Below are 20,189 nucleotides of genomic sequence, written 5' to 3'. Positions count from 1 at the left end.
TATTCATAGTTTTCTTACAAATAATTGAACTTGGGGAGAACAAATTTTAGTTAAATCTATACAGATTGATATTGCTTCACCTAATCTGATTCTAAGGGAATTACATATCGTGGGAAATTGAAGGAGGAAACAGTCAATGTTGCAATTAGGATTACAATTGTATACAGTTCGCGAGCAAATGGAGCATGACTTCGAAGGAACATTGAAAACGGTTGCAGGACTAGGGTACAAAGGTGTGGAATTTCATGATTTCTTTGGACATAGTAGTGTTGAAGTGAAAAAGTTACTTGATGAGAATGGTCTCGTGGCTATTGGAACACATACGCAATATGCGAGTTTGTTAGAAGACTTAGATTCGATTATTGCTTATAATAAAGAAATTGGTAATAAATATATTATCGTGCCTTATTTGTCGGAAGAACAACGTAAATGGGATGAAGTGTTTGCTAACCTTAAGGTACTTGGTGAGAAATGTAAGGAACAGGATATGGTGCTCCTGTACCATAATCATGATTTCGAGTTAACTGAATCTTATGGTAACGGTAAGACTGTGTTTGATGCGATGTATGAACAAGTACCTGCTTCATTACTTGAAGTTGAAATGGATACGTGTTGGGTATACTTTGCTGGGTATAACCCAGTTGAATACATTCATAACTATGCAGGTCGTTTACCCATCGTTCACTGGAAAGATGTGAAGAAATTAGAAGATGGATCACCACAGACGGTTTCATTTGGTCAAGGAGAAGTGAATCTAGCAGCAATTGCTGAAGCTGCGGATGAAGTAGGCGTGGAATGGATTGTGGTAGAACAAGATGTTTGTCAGAATCCACCTCTTGAAAGTATTGCTACGAGTATGGAATGGATAAAAAATTACGCAAAAAATGGAGGACTTATAAATGTCTAAAACACTAAGAATTGGAATTATTGGTTGTGGTGGTATTGCTACTGGGAAACATATGCCGAGCCTTGCGAAACAATCCAATGGAGAAATGGTGGCTTTTTGTGACATCGTTCAAGAACGTGCAGAAGAAGCAGCTGTGAAATATGGCGTTGAAGGAGCCAAAGTATATACTGATTTCCGTGAATTGCTTAAAGATGGAACGATCGATGTTATTCACGTATGTACTCCTAATGATTCGCACTCTGTGATCACTGTTGCTTCACTTGAAGCAGGCAAACACGTAATGTGTGAGAAACCAATGGCTAAAACAACGGCGGAAGCAAGAGAAATGCTTGAAGCTGCGAAACGTACAGGTAAAAAGCTGACGATCGGATATCAAAATAGATTCCGTGACGACAGTCAATACTTAAAAGAAATGTGCGAGAATGGTGACCTAGGTGATGTTTATTATGGTAAAGCCTTGGCAACTCGTCGTCGTGCTGTTCCAACTTGGGGCGTATTCTTAGATGAAGAGAAGCAAGGCGGAGGACCTCTTATTGATATCGGTACCCATGCACTTGATTTAACATTATGGCTGATGGATAATTACAAACCGAAGAGTGTTATGGGTTCAACGTTCCATAAGCTTGGACATCGTGAGAATGCAGCGAACGCATTCGGTCCTTGGAATCCAGAAGAATTCAAAGTAGAAGATTCTGCTTTTGGTTTCATTACGATGGAGAACGGAGCTACCATTATTCTTGAAGCTAGCTGGGCTCTGAATGTACTTGATTTCAACGAAGCACAGACCATACTTGCAGGAACTGAAGCCGGAGCAGATATGAAAGATGGTCTGCGCATTAATGGTGAGAAGATGAGTCGATTGTATGAGACTAAAGTTGACTTGGGTGCAGGGGGCGTTGCATTCTACTCTGGAGAAACGGAATCTGATTCAGATCGTGAAGCAAGATTGTGGTTGCAAGCTGTGATTGAAGATACAGAACCTGTCGTTAAACCAGAACAAGCATTGGTAGTAACTCAAATTCTAGAAGCTATCTATGAATCTGCTAAGACAGGTAAAGCGGTTTATTTCGAATAAACGAATGATGTTTGAATAATTTGTATGTGAAAATAAGGAGGAGTAACGATGAAATTAGGCGTATTTATGGTGTTATTTGGCGGTCGTAAGCTTGAGGATGCGTTAGATTATGTAGCTTCTAAAGGTCTGAAGGCTGTTGAGATCGGAAGTGGAGGAAATCCAGGTAAAGCACACTGTACACCAACGGATCTTCTGAACAATGAGAAAGAACTTAAGAATTTCAAAAAAGCAGTAGAATCACGTGGACTTACAATCAGTGCACTTAGCTGTCATGGTAACCCACTTCATCCACAGAAGCATTTGGCTAAAGCGGATCATGATGATTTCGTGAATTCAGTTCTACTTGCTGAGAAGCTTGAGGTACCGGTAGTAAATACATTCTCTGGATGTCCCGGTGACCATGAAGACGCTAAATATCCGAACTGGCCCGTTGCTCCTTGGCCGAATGATTTCCAAGAAATATTGAAATGGCAATGGGAGAACAAGGTTATTCCTTACTGGACCGAACAAGCGAAGTTTGCGAAAGATCATCACATCAAGATCGGCCTTGAACTTCATGGAGGTTTCTCTGTCCATACACCAGCTACATTACTTCGTCTACGTGAAGCAGCGGGTGAGACGATTGGTGCTAACCTAGATCCAAGTCATATGTGGTGGCAGGGCATTGATCCTGTGCAGGCTATACACATTCTAGGGCGTGAAGGAGCGATCCATCATTTCCATGCTAAGGATACCGTGATTGATCCAATTAATGTAAATAAACATGGTCTTACCGATATGCAATCCTATGAGAAAATGTTGGACCGTGCATGGCAGTTCCGTAGTGTAGGTTATGGACATGACATCAAGACATGGGCGGATATTATGAGTGCACTTCGTTTAGTAGGCTATGATTATGTTGTAAGTATTGAACACGAAGATGGCTTGATGTCTGTTGAAGAAGGCTTCTCTAAGGCTGTTCAGAACCTTCAACAAGTTCTTATTGAAGAGCCACTTGGCGATATGTGGTGGGTTTAGAAGGATCGTTTAAGCTAAGAGTAAAGAAGGATGACAGTTGCCGAATAGGTAACTGTCTATTTTTGTGAAATGAGGTTATATAGTTACTGTTGGGTGTGATAAAAGTTAAATTTAAATGTGGTCAGTTGTGCTATAGTTTTTTTGTTGAATGTTTTAAAGTAGTGAGAAATGTGGTAAAATGAAATATACTAACTAATCGAAAGCTTTTCCATAGTGTAATTCATTTGACTTGAAGTCAGTAGGTTTTTCAATAAAGAGGTGATTGTTTCATGGGAATTGATGAAATGAATTTGTGTCCACGATTTGAATCAGCTTTTTCTTTTTTGGGTAAACGTTGGAATGGGTTAATTATTCAGACCTTGATGAGTGGCCCGAAGCGATTTAAAGATATCTCTAGTCTAATCCCTTCCATGAGCGATAAAATGTTGTCAGAACGGATGAAGGATCTAGAATTAGAAGGAATTGTTGTTCGCCATGTTTATCCCGAGACTCCAGTACGAATTGAGTATGAATTAACTGAAAAAGGCAAAGGACTGCGCTCCGTCATGGAACAGATACAATTCTGGGCCGAGAAGTGGGTAGACTAAACTTAAGATAGATTATGGCAGTCTACTCCGTTGCTAACCCCCTTTTCATTATTGAAATGAGGGGTTTTTATTGTTATATGTCTAAGGCCATGCACTATATTGGGGAAGTTGTAGTATAATTGGAAAAAAATGATTTAATCGTTGTGAAGGAGGGAATGAATTGCGAGAACTAGTGCCCGCCAATGAAGTTGTATATGGTAAAGAAGATATTGCTGAACTTGAGAATGCTTCGATTAAAGTTCAATATGTCTATGATAAAGCGTTAGCTATGCTCCGTCGTTATTTACCTCAGTTGGTATGTAATGATCCAGATTCGCACAATTCTACTCGTTCTCAAATGATAACGGATCAAGGTGTTTTTCAAAAATGGATTCAAGGCCCAAAAGGCTGGAAGTGTATCGGTTATGAATACCAAACAGACGTAGAGCATAATGTTGAACAAGTATATCTACCAGATTCCCAGTTACAAAGCATGATTCTACAAATCATGATATGGTCTCAATTTGAAAAGATTATTCTACTTCACCCCTTTTTGGGGCAAGAAGCCTTTTATAATAAAGAAGAATTAGAGACAATCTCTTCGTACTTCGTACCTACTTATACTAGCGTTACTCCTCTTATCGAACTCGGTAAACCCTATAAAAAACACAAAACGACGCTTCCGATCTATCAAGAATTCATTCCAGCACCCTCTTTAATGATCCAATCTGAAGGAATTCCGTTGAAAGGTACATGGATGACGGGTGTATATGTTAAGCAAGCAAATTTCCAGAGAATTGGTCCGTATATCAAAAATAGTAATGGGTACAGAACATTCATGGAAGCATTGATAAATTGATTGCGTTTTCACTCATCTGCTTTCCAAGGTATAATAGATATAGAGATCTATTGTGGAAGGTGAACAGATGAGAATAACAAAATCATGCGTAGGAATACTGTTTATATTCATGGCGATTCTAATTGCTGGTTGTGGTTCCAATAAGATGCCATCAGAGCTTAATTCGGATGTTAAATCTACAAATGATTCGACAGGTATCTCAATAGTAGTAATGGGTAATTTGTTGTCAAAGAGTGAAGTTCAAAGATTAGAAAGTAGCATCCTTCCTAACTTGTCTATTAGGGAATCGTTAGTTAATAGTGGACTAATAGAACTTACACAACAAGGAACGAATATTCACTCTATTCAGGGGGTTACATTGGACTCCAACCTACACTGGGCGATTAGTATCAATGGAGATCGTATAGACAGTGAGGACTGGGACGCCAAAGTGAACAATAATGATGTTATTTCGATATATATCCTATCTTCAGACCATGCAAAGGATGTAGAAATCGTCATTGTGAGCGTGAATGGAGGTAGGTTACAACCGGAACTTACGCATTCGTATGTAAGTCCATATACACATGAAGTGGTCATTAGAGATCTGTTGAAACAAAGTGGAATTGTCGTATTAAGTGATAATAGTAAAACGATCAAAAAGGTACAAGAATATAGTCCCAAAATGAATGAGAAGTGGATACTTAAAGTTAATAATAAGCTGCTAAATGCAAATGGAATGGATATGAAACTTAAGCCGCAGGATGAAGTCACCATTGAGTTGAATAATTCATAGATTAAATATACAATTTGTGATTACAATCACAATCCGTCCTTTCTCCTAGGTGTAGCCTGAATAGGTAGATTAAGAAAAGATACCTAGGAGGAATTTAGAATGTCAATTGAGCCCCTTGTTTTTAGTGCTAATCATATCGTAAGTGATATTGTTATAAAGTTTCCAAAGGCTAGCGACTATTTCCGAGATCATAAGATTGATTTCTGTTGCGGCGGTAAGCGTCCACTCGTGGAAGCTGTTCAAGAGAGAGGTCTGGACATTGATCAAGTACTAGAGGAGTTACATTATCTAGCTGTTAACCATTCAGGTCTGAGTGATGATATTGACGGAATAAACCATTTTGTAGAAATGGACTCTCCATCTTTGATTCAATATATTGTGAGTAAACACCACGATTACTTACGTGAGGAACTTCCTGAAGTTTATAAGAATGTTGCGAGGGTTAACCAAGTTCATGGTGATCATGATCCTCATTTGGCTCAATTGTATGTTCTGTATACAAAGCTGAAGGATGAGTTACTTGAGCATACCACGAACGAAGAAGAGCAAATTTTCCCGCGGATGGTTGACCAAGATCAAGCATTTGAACAATCTGCTCAACAAGGTCTTTACGATTTGATTGTGGGATTAGAGGACGAGCATGACAAAGCGGGTAACATTCTAAAAGAAATCAGGGAGATCACGAATGATTTCACGCCGCCTGCACATGCTTGTACTACGTATCGTATAACGTATGAAAGACTTGCTGAGCTTGAACGGATGACATTTGAGCATGTCCATTTGGAGAACAATATTTTGTTCCCACGTTATCAATTCTGATTCTGAAATGACAAAGAATAGAGTCCATTGAAGGACTCTTGAAATGTGCTTGATTCATGATATCGTGGACATCAATAATAACTGTAAACAGACCTAAGAGAGGACACGATGTATTGTGTCCTCTCTAATACTTTCCTGAATGGATGAAGTAGTGCAATGAGTATCCATTATGCGTCGGATTGGATGGGATATAAGCGCTTTTGTCCACTGTTCTCCCAGTAGTTTCACTGAACAACTGGAATTTATTAGGTTTTTTTCGTGAAAATTGACTATGGCTACACGTACTGCTCCCAACATAATTCAAATGGAAAGTTCACCTTTTTTATAAACTTGTGAACTTATTTGTGATTTTATTCACATATAATGTGAATGAAATCACATTGTAGATATGTGAGGGTGTTATACTGATTTTATAAAGCAAGGCACAGAGGGAGGTTTTCTAGAATGCAAACACCAACAAGAGAAAAGCTTGTAGTTATTGGGAATGGTATGGCTGGAATAAGTACCGTTGAGCAAATTCTAAAACTCAGTGATTCATTTGATATTACGGTATTTGGTAGTGAACCACATCCTAACTACAACCGTATTATGCTCTCCTATGTTCTGGAAGGTAGCAAGACGGTTGATGACATTGTCTTAAACGATTGGAACTGGTATAAAGACAATCGAATTACGTTACATACGACAACAACGGTGACATATATTGATGCGGTAAACAAGCAAGTCACTACGGATAATGGTATGACGGAAGGCTATGATAAGATCATTATTGCTACAGGATCTAATCCATTTATTCTACCGATTCCTGGTAGCGATAAGGAAGGCGTAGTGGGTTTTAGAGATATTAGCGACTGTAACCAAATGTTAGAAGCATCTCAGAAATATAATAAAGCCGCGGTCATCGGTGGCGGATTATTAGGATTAGAAGCTGCTAAAGGACTCGTGAATTTGGGCATGGATGTAACGGTTGTCCATTTGATGGATGACATTATGGAACGTCAACTTGATCAAAGCGCTTCGTCAATGTTACAAGTGGAATTGGAACGCCAAGGCATTAAATTCGCAATGGGCAAACAAACCTCTGAACTTATTGGAAGAAACAGAGTAAGTGGACTAAGGTTTAGTGACGGCAGCATATTAGATGCAGAGCTTGTTGTAATGGCTGTTGGTATTAAACCAAACATAGGGCTTGCGAAAGATAGCGGTATGGAAGTAGAAAGAGGTATTGTTGTAGATGATTATATGCGTACTTCATTTGAAGATGTATATTCTGTCGGTGAGTGTACTCAACATCGGGGAGTGTGTTATGGACTCGTAGCTCCGTTATTTGAACAAGGACATGTGTTGGCTAAACATATGTGTGGAGTAGACACATTACCGTATGAAGGTTCTATTGTGGCAACCAAGCTCAAAATTTCTGGAGTTGATGTATTCTCAGCAGGTGAGTTTGTCGAAAGACCGGAACATACCATAATTGCAGCTAGAGATGAATGGAAAAGAACCTATAAGAAAGTGCTTCTTCGTGACAATGTTATTGTAGGAGCTGTATTATTCGGAGATGTAACAGAGTCTTCCAATCTGCAGAAGTTGATTAAGCAACAATCCGAAATGACGGATGATATTTATAATTCAGTCATGGGAACAGGATGCTGTGGTGATGGGACTAAGAAACAATCCTCTGTAGAAACGATGTCTGATGATGAGATCGTGTGTGGATGTAATGGGATAACTAAGAAAACAATTGTCGATGTCATTACAGATCAAGGGTTAACGACGGTAGATGAGATTAAAGCATGTACTGGTGCAACCCGGTCATGTGGAGGATGTAAACCAGTTGTTGAGCAAATACTGCAGTACGTCCTTGGGGATGGCTTCAAGGTCGCTTCCAAGCAAGGGATTTGTGGCTGCACTTCGCTCGACCGGGATGAAGTAGTAGCTGAGATTAAGACAAAAGGGTTAACTACGACACGTGAAGTGATGAATGTACTTGGGTGGAGTAACGCCGAAGGCTGCTCGAAATGTCGTCCAGCCATCAACTACTACTTGGGTATGATTTATCCAGAGAGTTATGAAGACGAGAAAGAATCACGGTTTGTTAACGAACGAATGAACGCAAATATTCAAAAAGACGGGACGTACACGGTTGTTCCACGGATGTATGGTGGCGTTACGACACCAGAAGATCTCAAGACAATTGCAGATGTTTCCTTAAAATATGATGTTAAAGTCATCAAAGTAACAGGTGGGCAAAGGTTGGATCTGATCGGAGTCAAGAAGGAAGACTTACCTAAAGTATGGGAAGAACTTGATATGCCTTCAGGTTATGCATATGCAAAATCGTTACGCACAGTCAAAACATGCGTGGGTTCTCAATTCTGTCGATTTGGTACACAAGATTCTATGGCAATGGGAGAACTCTTAGAACGTAAATTCGAGCGTCTCGATTTACCTGCCAAATTTAAATATGCTGTGAATGGATGTCCGCGGAACTGTGCGGAAGCATGTACAAAGGATATTGGTATTGTCGGAAATGATGGAGGATGGGAGATCTTTATCGGTGGTAATGGAGGGATTAAGCCTCGTATTGCTGATAGCTTCTGTAAAGTTAAAACGGATGAAGAGTTGATAGAGATTTGTGGAGCAATTATGCAGTATTATCGTGAAACCGGCAAATATTTGGAGAGAACTTCGGAGTGGGTAGAACGAATAGGCCTTGAGCAGATTCAATCTGCGATATTGGATAATCTAGATAACCGTAAAGAGCTTGTTAATCGAATTGAAATTGCTCTTCAGCAGGTGGAAGATCCTTGGAAAAAAATGCTTCTTGATGAGAAAACACGTACAGCTCTGTATGAAGATCATAAATCTGCAATTCCAGTAAAATAACCGATTAGTACATTGAATGGAAAGGGGAGCGTTGAAATGGAAATGACAACAAGTTATTACTCTATTGGTTCGATTGATGAGTGCTTAGTACAAGTGGGTCGGGTAGTTATCATTGAAGGTCAGGAGATTGCTATCTTCCGTACTTCGGATGGGAATGTTTACGCCGTGGCGAATAAATCGCCACACCCTAAGGGGGGCCCATTGGCTGAAGCGATCGTATCTGGTCATTATATCTATGATCCCTTATATGACTGGAAGATTGACCTAACGAGTGGAACCGTGCAAGCACCGGATATAGGGCAAGTCGCAACATACCCTGTTATTGTTAAGAATGAAGAAATTCAAATTTGTGTGTGTGCATAACATTCTAGCGCATGATAACAAGAAATAACGAATCAGATCATTTCAGGAGGCGGTCTGCTTGTATACACAAAGTGTAGAGACCATAGTGGAGTCGGCGGTTAAGAAAAAAGAAAAGATGAATGAGAGTCTACTTCGTTATACAATAGCAGCTGCCTTAGCGGGTGCCTATGTGGGAATTGGGATTATCCTAATTTTCTCATTAGGTGCCCCATTAGCCGCGATAAAGTCTCCATTTCAATCACTCATTATGGGTGGATCATTCGGAATCGCACTCACCTTAGTTATATTTGCAGGTTCAGAGCTATTTACGGGTAATAATATGTTTTTTACGATGAGTACATTAGCAGGGAGAACAACGGTAAAGGATACACTCAAGAACTGGAGTATTGTTTTTATAGGAAACGTACTTGGTGCTATTGTACTTAGCCTATTAATTCTAGGTGCGGGACTGTTTAAAGGGATACCTGCTGAACATCTTCTCTTTGCGGCAGCAGCTAAAAAGATGAGCCTACCCGTAATGGAACTGTTTTTTCGAGGTATTCTTTGTAACTGGTTGGTATGTCTAGCTATATGGATGTCCATGCGGGCCAAGGAGGAAGTCGCTAAATTAATCCTTATCTGGTGGTGTCTATTTGCATTTATAGCGAGTGGTTATGAGCATAGTGTGGCTAACATGACGTTATTAAGTATCGCTACCTTATTACCGAATCACCCAGAAACCATATCTGTGGTTGGATGGTTTCATAATATGATCCCGGTTACTTTAGGTAACATTGTTGGCGGAGGTCTGTTCGTAGGTATGGCATACTGGGTTATTTCTCCGGTTCGAAAAAATAAGAAATAAAACATAATCATTGCAATATACTTATATCCGATTGTGAACAAGTAATTTAATTTATTAAGGTGAAAAGGAGGCGTATCGATTATCCGATACGGCTCTTTATATTCGTTCAGTATGAAATAGACTAGATAAGCCAGAAGGTATTCAAGAAAAAAGTCGAAGATCATCCAAGAAGATACGCGGTCCCTGCTTTAATATTTAAAATTTTTACTATGTATAAAAAACACACTTCAATCTATAAGACTAACTCTATAACATAATTATGATAGCGGTTACAATTTGGTTGTATTAAAAAACGAAATAAAAGGGGAATGAACATTGAAAAAGTATATTGTAGTGGCAGTATGCCTTTCCTTACTAGATGTTAAATAAAGATGGCGCTATTGGTCTGGAAGACCTTGTCGTCGGGGCTAAAAAAATTGTTGAGTAAATAAAGTTCGCCATGTCATGAAGTTTGTCAGGATAGGTACATGATTTGATTAAATTGCATTATGTACCTACTTTAATTTATTGAGGAGGGAACAATTACAATGGTTGTTTATTCAATTTTACGAAAAATATCACTTATGCTGATTGGCTTGCTAATCACTCTAAGCAGTATGACTTTTGCTCCGACAGCAGCGCTGGCTCTAGATTCAGATAGGACTACTTTTATAGCATCGGGTAACACGTATTATGTGGATTGCACTAGTACTAACTCAGGTACGGGAACTATTGTAAGCCCTTACAATAGCCTGAGTGCTGTGAACTCTGTTGTTCTTGAGCAAGGAGATTCTATATTTTTTAAAAGAGGATCAATCTGTTTAGGGCAGTTCGCACCTTCCGGCTCCGGAACAAAAACTTCCCCAATCATCATCAGCGCATATGGAAGTGGAATTGGAAGTCCAATCATTAATGCAAATGGGCAAACCAATGCGGTGTTATTGAAAAATATGCAATACGTCGAATTGAGTAACCTAGAACTTGTAGCACCAGGCAATAATACGACTGCACGACGTGGTGTGTACGTGTTCGCTGAGGATTCCGGTGATATGTATGGTGTTGTGCTCAAAAACCTGACAATTCATGATGTTCGAGGCTATATGCCGTCAACAACCGGTGGAGGATCTAACTCCAGCACAGGGAAATTCAAAAACGCTTCGGGGGGGATTGTTGTTGAAGCGCAGGGAACAACGACTCCGACAGCTTTCCATGACATGCAAATATTGGATAACAGGATCTATTCTGTTGACCGGCAAGGTATATACTTCTGGTCCAATTGGTGTAAACGCCCTGACTTGTCTCGTTGGCAAACCGATTGCACAGCAAATTGGTATCCTCATACAAATACAATCATTCGCGGTAATCAGTTATCTGATATCGGTGGAGATGGGATTGTCCCTAAGATGACAGATGGAGGTCTCGTTGAAAACAACAACTTGGAAGGCTTTAATGTACGTTCAAGATCCTATAACGCCGGCATGTGGACGGCCAACTCAGATAATATTACATTTCAATATAACCGGACATCCGGTGGAATTAGTACACTCGATGGAATGGCCTATGATATCGACCATGCTACAAATCATATTATCTTTCAATACAATCTTTCTTATAATAATGAAGGTGGCTTTTTCTTGTTTTGTCCTGATGGATCGAACACGAAAGACTTTATCATTCGTTATAATATTTCTATCAACGATCGTGCGCAGTTGTTTCTGCAAGGCTGCGGCGGCGAAATCTCAAATGGGAAAATATATAACAATACGATGTACATTGGCAATGGACTGTCGCCAACGGTATATGCGCAAAATGGTTCACCTATCAGGAATGTAGAGTTTTTCAATAATATTGTATACAAGACCGGTACAGGTACAGTCGGCTGGGAATTAACAGATACTGATTTCAAACTGGATAATAACGTGTTTTATGGTCTTACATCTATTCCAAATTGGGCTACCGATACGATTACAGAGGCGGATCCGTTACTCGTGTATCCTAACAATAACGATCCGCGCGGATACCGTTTGCAGGAAGGATCTAAGGCTATTGGAGCGGGTGTACTCATCAATTCTAATGGTGGTAAAGATTATTTCGGTAATCTTGTGTCATCCACGAAAGTGCCGAATATCGGTGCTTATGAAGGAAACGGTGTGCTTGCTACTCCTGAAGAAGGATGCTTACCATCGCTAACCATTGCTAATAACACCGCGAATGGTATCGCACGTATTATGGCTAATGTTAGCAATCCATGTATTAGTAATTACAAAGATCTTACTTTATCCGCTGTTGGACCTGCCGGAGTTAAGATTTCTCCTGCGACGAAATTGATCAGTACAATAGCTCCGAGCGAAACGGTTTCTACTGAAATAGTAGTACACAATGCTTTGAACAAACCAGTTGACAATTATCCTATTGATGTTTACGTCTCCAATAAGCAGGGTGATAAACTCGTCAACTCTCTGGTCAATTTGGAAGTCATTTCATCTTCCTGGACATCAGTAGATCATGAGGATTTTGAAAATATGACAATAGGTCAATCTCCAAACGGATGGGTAACAAGCGGCAATAGCCAGCCTGTCATTACTAGTGAAGGAGATATCCAAGCATTGAAGCTGATGCAGTCCAGTACCATAAATAAAAGTGTGTGGTCATTCCCAGGCAAAGCGGGAACTGTAAAGCTGGTCACCCGGGTGAAGGCAGGGCAGTCCAATATGCCACTTGGATTGCATTATCTGGATGCACAAGACGGAGAAATTCTTAAATTAAGTTTAAACCTTTCAGGGAAAGTAAGCTATACAAACGCAGGTGCCTTTATAGATACCACCACAGCCTATAAAATTAACGAGTGGCAGACTCTTGAAGCAGTTGTCGATCGGGACACTTCAACCTACATTGTCCTCCTTGATGGTGTCAGGGTGGGAAAAGGTACACTCGGATCGAGTACCAATGCTATTAGTAAGTTACGTCTGCAGGTTCCAAGTGGTAGTGCAACCGGTAGTTTTCTTGTAGATCAAGTGAGTATTTCAGAGCCAAATGTTGTGGTTCCTGTAATTACTCTTGCATTAGATCAATCAAGTTACAATTTAGAAGTTGGGGATAGACATCAACTTGTACTTACTGAGATGAATAATGGAACGGAGACCGATGTAACCTCGCTATCACATTTTGAATTAATCGGCAACGATATTGCTTCTGTCACTGAAGCGGGCTTGCTACAGGGGATTCAGGAAGGTGTTGCAACGATAAGAGTTGTTTATCAGGGTATTACCACTGAAGCAAGTGTAGTCGTGTCCTCCAAGAATGAAGAAGGACTTCAAACCATTTTTAGCGGTCCATCTGTTATCAAATTAGGGGAGTATATCAATATACGCTTTGGTGTGAAAAAGGCAGCTACACCATTAACTGCACAGGATATCATCATTCGCTATGATTCTAATTTACTTCAGTATGTCGATGTGAAGGTGTTAGCAGCAGGATTGAGTATAGTGGATACGAAGTCGGATACACTAGGTATCCTAAGACTGATTGTTGTGAGTAAAGGTTCCGAGAATGCGGTTAGTGGCGATCAGACTGAACTGCTTGAGTTGCAGTTACTAGCAAAGGAAGTAGCAGGGGATGAATCGACTACAATAGAAGTGACGGGTGCGGTCTTTGGAGACGCTGAAGGTAACGAATATACTGCTCAGGCGGCTACGCATGTAATCAACTTAGAAACAGCAGGTACATTAGGTGACTTGAACGGTGACGGTAAGATCAGTATCGGCGACTTGGCAATTATAGCATTCCATTATGGTAAAACAAGTAGCAGTTCAGATTGGCAATTGATCAGAGTAGCCGACCTGAATCGTGACGGTGTGATTGGTCTGGAAGACTTGGCGACATTGGCACAGCAGTTGCTGGAATAATCCAAATATTGTGTTAATATTTGACGTTAAGCCCTTTTCAGAAAGGGCTTTTTGTATTATTTAAAAATTTACTATGTATAAAAAACACACTTCAATCTATAAGACTAACTCTATAACATAAATATGATAGCGGTTACAATTTGGTTGTATTAAAAAAACAATATAAAAGGGGAATGAACATTGAAAAAGTATATTATAAGCAAAACTGTAGTGGCAGTATGCCTATTCTTGCTACTTGTTGTGATCTCGGCCTGTGGCTCTGGTAATGGCAACACAGTTGATAAGAATGCAGGCACTTCGTCAACCGAAAACAAAGATGATAGTAAACAGGTTGAAATCACCTTTGCAAACTGGATAGCAGTTGAGGATGCTACTAAGACTGTATTTGAAGACCTTGTGGCAACATTCGAAGCTGCTAATCCGAATATCAAAGTTAAATCGATTGGCATTCCATTCGCTCAATTTAAAGATCAAGTACTCGTCAACTCGGCGGGAGGTAGCGCTCCTGACATTATGATGTCTAACCAAGCATTTGCACCCGCTTTCGTTGGCGCTGGCATTGTTCAACCACTTGACGAATTGCTAGGCAATGAAATCATAGATGACATTGTAGAAGCTAGCAGAACGGGCGCAACGTATAACGGAAAAGTCATGTCAATGCCGTGGGCACCGCATCCAAATGCATTGTTCTGGAATAAAACACTGTTCGCGAAGGCTGGCCTTGATCCTGAGAAATCACCGACGACATGGGCGGAAGTGGAAGAAATAGCTACAAAAATTGCAGCTCTTGGCAACACTGAAGACGGAAAACCAGTCTATGGCATCGGTATTGATAATGGTTCGGATTCCAACTCAGGAAGTAAGTTTTGGATTCCATATCTCTCTTACGGAGGCAATTATTTGACAGACGGGAAGTTGACGTTTGATCAAGGGACAGCCTTAGAAGAAAGTTTAGGATTTGTGCAAAGAATGGCGGCAGGAAAAATATCACCTGTAGGTGCAGATACCAAAATTCTACGCGGCTTGTTCTCAACTGGATCGCTTGGCATGTTTATTGATGGTGATTTCGGACGTAACGTGTTCCGGACATCCAGTGGTAAAGGAGAAGCGTTCGACAAAGAGTGGGGTGTTACAACAGTACCTGTAAACAAAACGGGTAGTTCAGAAACAGTATTTACGGAGCATCAATTATTAATTTCAGAACAAACGAAAAACCCAGAAGCAGCAGCTGCATTCGTTAAATTCTTAGTCTCTAAGGAAGCGATGATTATGTACCATAAATCTAACGGTGTAATGTCAGCGCGGAAATCTCTTGCGCAGCTTCCAGAGATGAATGAGGATGACTATGCAAAAGTATTCAACAAACAAATGTCTACCGCTACAGCATTCCCTAACAGCAATCCAAAGTTTGACGAAGCAATGAAAAATGTAGCTTCAATGTTGCAACTCGTAACGGTGGGGAATGAAACTCCTGCCAACGCAATTAAATATGTTATGCCTAAAATAAAGGAATTATACGAATAAACGGAAACCACGATTCTACGAGGGGATTAAGGTTTCAGTCTATAATCCCCGATTTTATATTTATGCGACATCATGTAGTTTACTTCTAATTAAGGTGGTGCCCAATGGCTCTTAACCGTTCGAAACGCAATTTACTATTTGCTATTTTATTGCTTCTTCCAGCCCTGCTATTATTATGTTTGACCATTGTTGCTCCTTTGGCAAAGGCTATTATTTCGAGTTTTAGAGAGGACTCTCTGCTCTCCACGAACCACGCTTGGAATAATTTCGCCAATTATAAGGCAGTACTTGGCTCGGGTGAGTTCATGCATTCCCTAGGAGTTACGTTAAACTATGTGGGTGTAGTTTTGATTGTAGAAATATTAGTTGGTTTTGGAATTGCATTACTTTTGAATCAATCGATCATATTCCGTCCGTTCTTCCGAAGTATAATTATGATTTCGTGGGCCGTACCAACCATTGTGGCGGCACTTGTATTCATGTGGATGTTCCAAAATGATTTTGGCGTAGTGAACTACCTTCTAATGAAAACAGGTTCTATTTCAGACAAGGTGAATTGGCTTAATCATATGGATTTAGCGTTATACGCGGTCATGGTAGTAGCCATTTGGCGACAAACCCCGCTTGTTGTTACGATGCTTCTTGCAGGTATGCAAGGTATACCGAGTTCGTTATACGAAGCTGCTAACATAGATGGTGCTGGACGCATTCAATCACTTATACACATTACAATTCCGCAATTGAAACCGATACTACTCAATGTCGCCTTAATTACAATAGTTAATAACTTTCAAATGTTAACACTTTTCTTTACATTGACTAATGGTGGTCCAGTCGATACAACAGAAACACTTGCTGTGCTAGCCTACTCGAATGCGTTTGAAAAATTCGATATGGGACGAGGAGCAGCAATCGGTGTAATGTGGATGATCATTTTGGTTGGTATTTCATTGTTTTTCAACCGTCTCTCGAGAACAGATGGAGAATGAATAGGAGGATTGTAGAATGGGAAAAAACGCTATATTGAAATCAACTAGCAATTATATATTACTTGCAATTACGATGGTATGTTTTTTATTCCCAATTTATTGGATAATTGTTACATCGTTGCAATCTAATAATGACTTATTTCAATTTCCTCCAAAATTTTTTGATTTAAACATTACACTCGACAGCTATATGGCAGTTTTCAAGGATATAGATTTCTTGCGATTTTATCGTAACACGGTAGTAGTTGCTGCAGGTGCGACGGCACTAAGCCTATTTGTTTCGATCTTCGCAGGTTATGCCTTCTCACGATTTAAATTTAAAGGGAGTAACTTACTGTTGACGTCTTTTTTATCTACCCAGATGTTCCCAGTTATTACATTGTTAATAGGGTTGTATTCGATCTATAGTTCATTCGGTTTGCTTAACACCTATCTGGCACTGATTTTGGCCAATACGACGACTGCCCTTCCATTTTCCATAATGCTAATGAAATTGTTCTTTGATGGTATCTCTAAGGAATTAGAGGAAGCGGCTGAGATTGACGGTGCTTCCAGATGGAAAATTTTATTTAAAATCATTATACCTCTGACTAAGCCAGGTATTCTGGCCATTTCGATCTATGCGTTTCTAGTATCATGGGATGACTTCATATTTGGGCTGACATTAACTAGTGATCTAGGAATGAGAACATTGAGTTCTGGACTATCGATGAAATACTTTGGAGAGTTTTCGTATAACTGGTCTGGTGCTAGTGCGGCGGCTGTTGTCGCAACTCTGCCGCTTGTGCTAGTATTTATGTTTTTTCAAAAGTATATGGTTGCAGGTTTAACTGCAGGTGGGGTGAAGGGATAGAATGATGGGAAGATCTAATATAGTACTCATCACATCCGAAAATATGAAGAAAAACAGACAAGAAGATGATACAATAACCGTGTTCACCTCGACTCAGATTACAATGAACAAACGGTGGAACCACTGCCTTAAGTAAGTGACTATTAGGCGACACAACAGGGGGGATTTCTATACGATATATACAAATGTCTAACCTTAGATTTCTAACCCTACGTACCAAGCTGTTGGTTGTGTTGCTAATGGTTAGTCTGGTACCCATGTGTGTGAGCGCTTATCTTTACTATACATATGTAGTCTCGGCGATGGCAATAGAGCTCGGCGCAAGCAGTGTACAAATTACGAAGCAAGTTCAGGGTAAAGTAGATGCATTCTATAAACAGTTGTACAGCTTAAGCAATATGCTTAGCTATAATCCGAATGTGCAATACTTGCTTACGCGGCAAGACGATAAAATGGATGCTAAAACATTGGCTGCTATGAATGATGTAGAGGTTCAGATGATAGCAATCGATCAGTATCGTCAGCTATTTTCAGCGAATAAGAATTCGAGCAATGATCTGAAGGGTATATTTTTGTATACAGATCAAGGTGTTCTTTTGCACAATGTCCTAGAGACAAGATTGTCGGTTAATGACCAATTCAAGCACCAGAATTGGTTTCAGCAAGTTCGTGAATCCAATACACCGATATTGATTTCGGAGCATTCACAAGATTATGCCTCGAATCAATCGGTTGTTACTTTTGCCAGACGTCTTCAGAGTTCGAAGGATTTTACGGATAAAGGCACGCTGTTTATCGATATTTCACCGCATACCTTCGAGGAGTTCCTTTCTGATATTCAAATCGGAAGCACCGGATTTGTGTTCCTTATGGACAGTATCGGTAAACCCGTGTATGACAGTGAGCGCTTTCCGGTTCAGTCGATGCTTATAGAAAGTACGATTGCTTCGAAAATTGGAGAAAACCCTTATGGCTCATTTACTCAGCAATATGAAGGTGAAAAGACATTAATTAGTTATTCTTCATCTGAAAAAACGGGATGGACAGTGGTTGCGGCGGTTCCGTGGTCGGAAATCGGACAGGAACTCGAGCGAACAGTTCGATTAAATTTCATTATTTTATTGATTATCGCTACAACGGTCATGATAATCGTCTCCGGACTAATCAGCAGTAGATTAACACAGCCAATGATTAAGCTTAAACAAGCAATGAAATTAGCGGAGTCAGGAAACTTCTCTGCAAGAATTCATCATCACCGTAATGATGAATTTGGATTGCTGAGTGATAATTTCAATAAGATGTTGCATGAGCTCAAGCGGCTTCAACAGGAAATTATTCAAACTCGCATGCGTGAGTTCGAACTCCAGCTCTATAGTAAAGAATCAGAGCTCATTGCTCTTCGTGCACAAATTAATCCGCATTTCTTATATAACACCTTGAACACGATGTCGAGTATCGGTGAGGTTTATAATGTTCGTGAGGTGAGTTTGCTCAGTAGCGCATTGGCAGAAATGTTTCGTTACAGTAGCACGGGGGGGCATTTTTCTACGCTCTCCGAAGAGATTCATCATGTAAATGCCTACTTGACGATCATGCAGATACGGTACGGTAACCGTTATGAGGTTCATATAGAAATACACGATTATATGATGAATGTTAGAGTGATCAAGATGATGCTGCAGCCTATTGTAGAAAATGCATTCCAACATGGATTGGAAAAAAGGTCCAAAGGTCGTATTGATATAATCGGAGCTCATGGTGACAAGGAAATAGTTATCACCGTCTTAGATGATGGAGAAGGTATTAGTGAGAATAGGCTAGCAGAGCTAAATTCAGCGCTTCGACATGGTCAATTATCTGAGCCTATGTTGAATGAACATATTGGATTAATCAATGTTCAGAAACGGTTACAATTACATTACGATGGCGGAGCCTATCTTCATATTTCCAGTGAGTATGATGGTGGAACAGCAGTCAATATTCATATCCCATATGATCCGAATGTTTCTCATGATGGGGGGGGAGATCTTGTACCGAGTTCTGATCGCAGATGATGAGCAATGGGGCTGTGAAGCACTAATCAAAATCATTCGTGAAACAGCACCTGACTTCCGTGTTGAATGTGTAGTTCATGATGGATTAGAAGCGCTTCATAAGCTGGAGGAAGAAGAATTCGACTTAATTATTACCGATATTAGGATGCCGAATAAAGATGGCTTGGGATTGATTCGAGATATGGCAGAGGCGGGAATAACCGTCCCTGTTATCATACTTTCGGGATATAATGATTTCGAATATGCACGAACGGCTATCCGTTACGGTGTGTTCGAATATTTATTAAAGCCCATTAACAGATCGGAATTGTCAGTTGTGCTCGAAAGGTTGCGGAGGATGCAGCCAAATAACACGCTAGAAGAGAGAAAGAAGCAGCTCAATGTCATCGCAATTACAAAACCACTACAAAATTTACCAGGTCCCGTTATTATTAAGCAAATAGAAGAGTTGATTCGTAAAACTTATTATGAAGATCATTATTTGGCAGAAATGGGTCGGCAATTCGATTTGAATCCTGCGTATCTTGGAAGATTGTTTCGGGCGGAGACGGGTATTGGATTCATAGGCTACTTGCAAAATATACGAATAGAAAAGGCTAAGCAACTACTAACGACTACGATGATGAGCATCGCAAAAATAGGTCATCATGTTGGCTACTGGGATGATAAACATTTCATAAAAATATTTAAAAAGGCGACTAGTTTAACTCCATCAGAGTATAGGTCGAGCAAGAGGGGGCCGATCAATTCTATCGTAGAGGGGATTTAATGATC

Annotated in this window: 16 protein-coding genes; all 16 read left to right on the top strand. The window is 40.0% G+C overall.

All coding sequences use genetic code 11. The annotated features are described in order from the left end of the window. Positions 1-136 precede the first annotated feature (136 nt). Positions 137-907: a sugar phosphate isomerase/epimerase family protein gene (locus tag PBAT_RS10515; protein ID WP_068649289.1), complete on the top strand. Its 771-nt coding sequence runs from the start codon at positions 137-139 to the stop codon at positions 905-907. After that, a complete protein-coding gene (locus PBAT_RS10510) occupies positions 900-1,982 on the top strand; it encodes a Gfo/Idh/MocA family protein (protein ID WP_068649286.1) in 1,083 nt (360 codons plus the stop codon). The genes PBAT_RS10515 and PBAT_RS10510 overlap by 8 nt, the downstream gene beginning before the upstream one ends. A gap of 48 nt (positions 1,983-2,030) precedes the next feature. Then, on the top strand, positions 2,031-2,999 hold the full coding sequence (locus tag PBAT_RS10505; RefSeq protein ID WP_068589749.1) for a sugar phosphate isomerase/epimerase family protein: 969 nt from the start codon (positions 2,031-2,033) through the stop codon (positions 2,997-2,999). A gap of 269 nt (positions 3,000-3,268) precedes the next feature. Continuing rightward, positions 3,269-3,586, top strand: a complete 318-nt coding sequence (locus PBAT_RS10500) for a winged helix-turn-helix transcriptional regulator (protein ID WP_068649284.1) — start codon at positions 3,269-3,271, stop codon at positions 3,584-3,586. Positions 3,587-3,746: 160 nt separating this feature from the next. Beyond that, positions 3,747-4,424 carry a hypothetical protein gene (locus PBAT_RS10495; RefSeq protein WP_068649282.1) on the top strand — a complete coding sequence of 226 codons (678 nt, stop codon included), beginning with the start codon at positions 3,747-3,749 and terminating at the stop codon, positions 4,422-4,424. Between the two features lie 67 nt (positions 4,425-4,491). Then, the gene (locus PBAT_RS10490) at positions 4,492-5,199 is read left to right on the top strand and encodes a hypothetical protein (protein WP_149466368.1); all 708 of its coding nucleotides are present in this window, start codon (positions 4,492-4,494) and stop codon (positions 5,197-5,199) included. A gap of 99 nt (positions 5,200-5,298) precedes the next feature. Beyond that, the gene (gene ric / locus PBAT_RS10485; protein WP_068649278.1) at positions 5,299-6,018 is read left to right on the top strand and encodes an iron-sulfur cluster repair di-iron protein; all 720 of its coding nucleotides are present in this window, start codon (positions 5,299-5,301) and stop codon (positions 6,016-6,018) included. Between the two features lie 444 nt (positions 6,019-6,462). Next, the gene (nirB, locus tag PBAT_RS10480) at positions 6,463-8,904 is read left to right on the top strand and encodes a nitrite reductase large subunit NirB (protein ID WP_068649271.1); all 2,442 of its coding nucleotides are present in this window, start codon (positions 6,463-6,465) and stop codon (positions 8,902-8,904) included. Between the two features lie 36 nt (positions 8,905-8,940). Next, entirely contained in the window at positions 8,941-9,267 is a 327-nt protein-coding gene (locus PBAT_RS10475) for a nitrite reductase (NAD(P)H) small subunit (protein WP_068649269.1), read from the top strand. Between the two features lie 58 nt (positions 9,268-9,325). After that, a complete protein-coding gene (locus tag PBAT_RS10470) occupies positions 9,326-10,111 on the top strand; it encodes a formate/nitrite transporter family protein (RefSeq protein ID WP_068649267.1) in 786 nt (261 codons plus the stop codon). Between the two features lie 527 nt (positions 10,112-10,638). Continuing rightward, positions 10,639-13,995 (top strand): dockerin type I domain-containing protein, encoded by a 3,357-nt coding sequence (locus PBAT_RS10465; protein WP_068649265.1) that lies wholly within the window; start codon positions 10,639-10,641, stop codon positions 13,993-13,995. A 180-nt stretch (positions 13,996-14,175) separates the two neighbouring features. Then, positions 14,176-15,519 (top strand): ABC transporter substrate-binding protein, encoded by a 1,344-nt coding sequence (locus PBAT_RS10460; RefSeq protein ID WP_084402961.1) that lies wholly within the window; start codon positions 14,176-14,178, stop codon positions 15,517-15,519. Positions 15,520-15,623: 104 nt separating this feature from the next. Beyond that, positions 15,624-16,508 carry a carbohydrate ABC transporter permease gene (locus PBAT_RS10455; RefSeq protein ID WP_068649263.1) on the top strand — a complete coding sequence of 295 codons (885 nt, stop codon included), beginning with the start codon at positions 15,624-15,626 and terminating at the stop codon, positions 16,506-16,508. A gap of 16 nt (positions 16,509-16,524) precedes the next feature. Further along, positions 16,525-17,361: a carbohydrate ABC transporter permease gene (locus PBAT_RS10450; RefSeq protein WP_068649260.1), complete on the top strand. Its 837-nt coding sequence runs from the start codon at positions 16,525-16,527 to the stop codon at positions 17,359-17,361. A gap of 185 nt (positions 17,362-17,546) precedes the next feature. Then, positions 17,547-19,415, top strand: coding sequence for a sensor histidine kinase (locus PBAT_RS10445; RefSeq protein ID WP_068649258.1), 1,869 nt, complete (start codon positions 17,547-17,549; stop codon positions 19,413-19,415). After that, on the top strand, positions 19,390-20,184 hold the full coding sequence (locus PBAT_RS10440; RefSeq protein ID WP_068649256.1) for a response regulator transcription factor: 795 nt from the start codon (positions 19,390-19,392) through the stop codon (positions 20,182-20,184). The genes PBAT_RS10445 and PBAT_RS10440 overlap by 26 nt, the downstream gene beginning before the upstream one ends. The last annotated feature ends 5 nt before the right edge of the window (positions 20,185-20,189 follow it).

Source organism: Paenibacillus antarcticus, from assembly GCF_001637225.1.
Lineage (GTDB): Bacteria > Bacillota > Bacilli > Paenibacillales > Paenibacillaceae > Paenibacillus_AQ > Paenibacillus_AQ antarcticus.
Note: the sequence above shows the minus strand (reverse complement) of the source record. Positions and strands in the feature narration are given on the sequence as shown.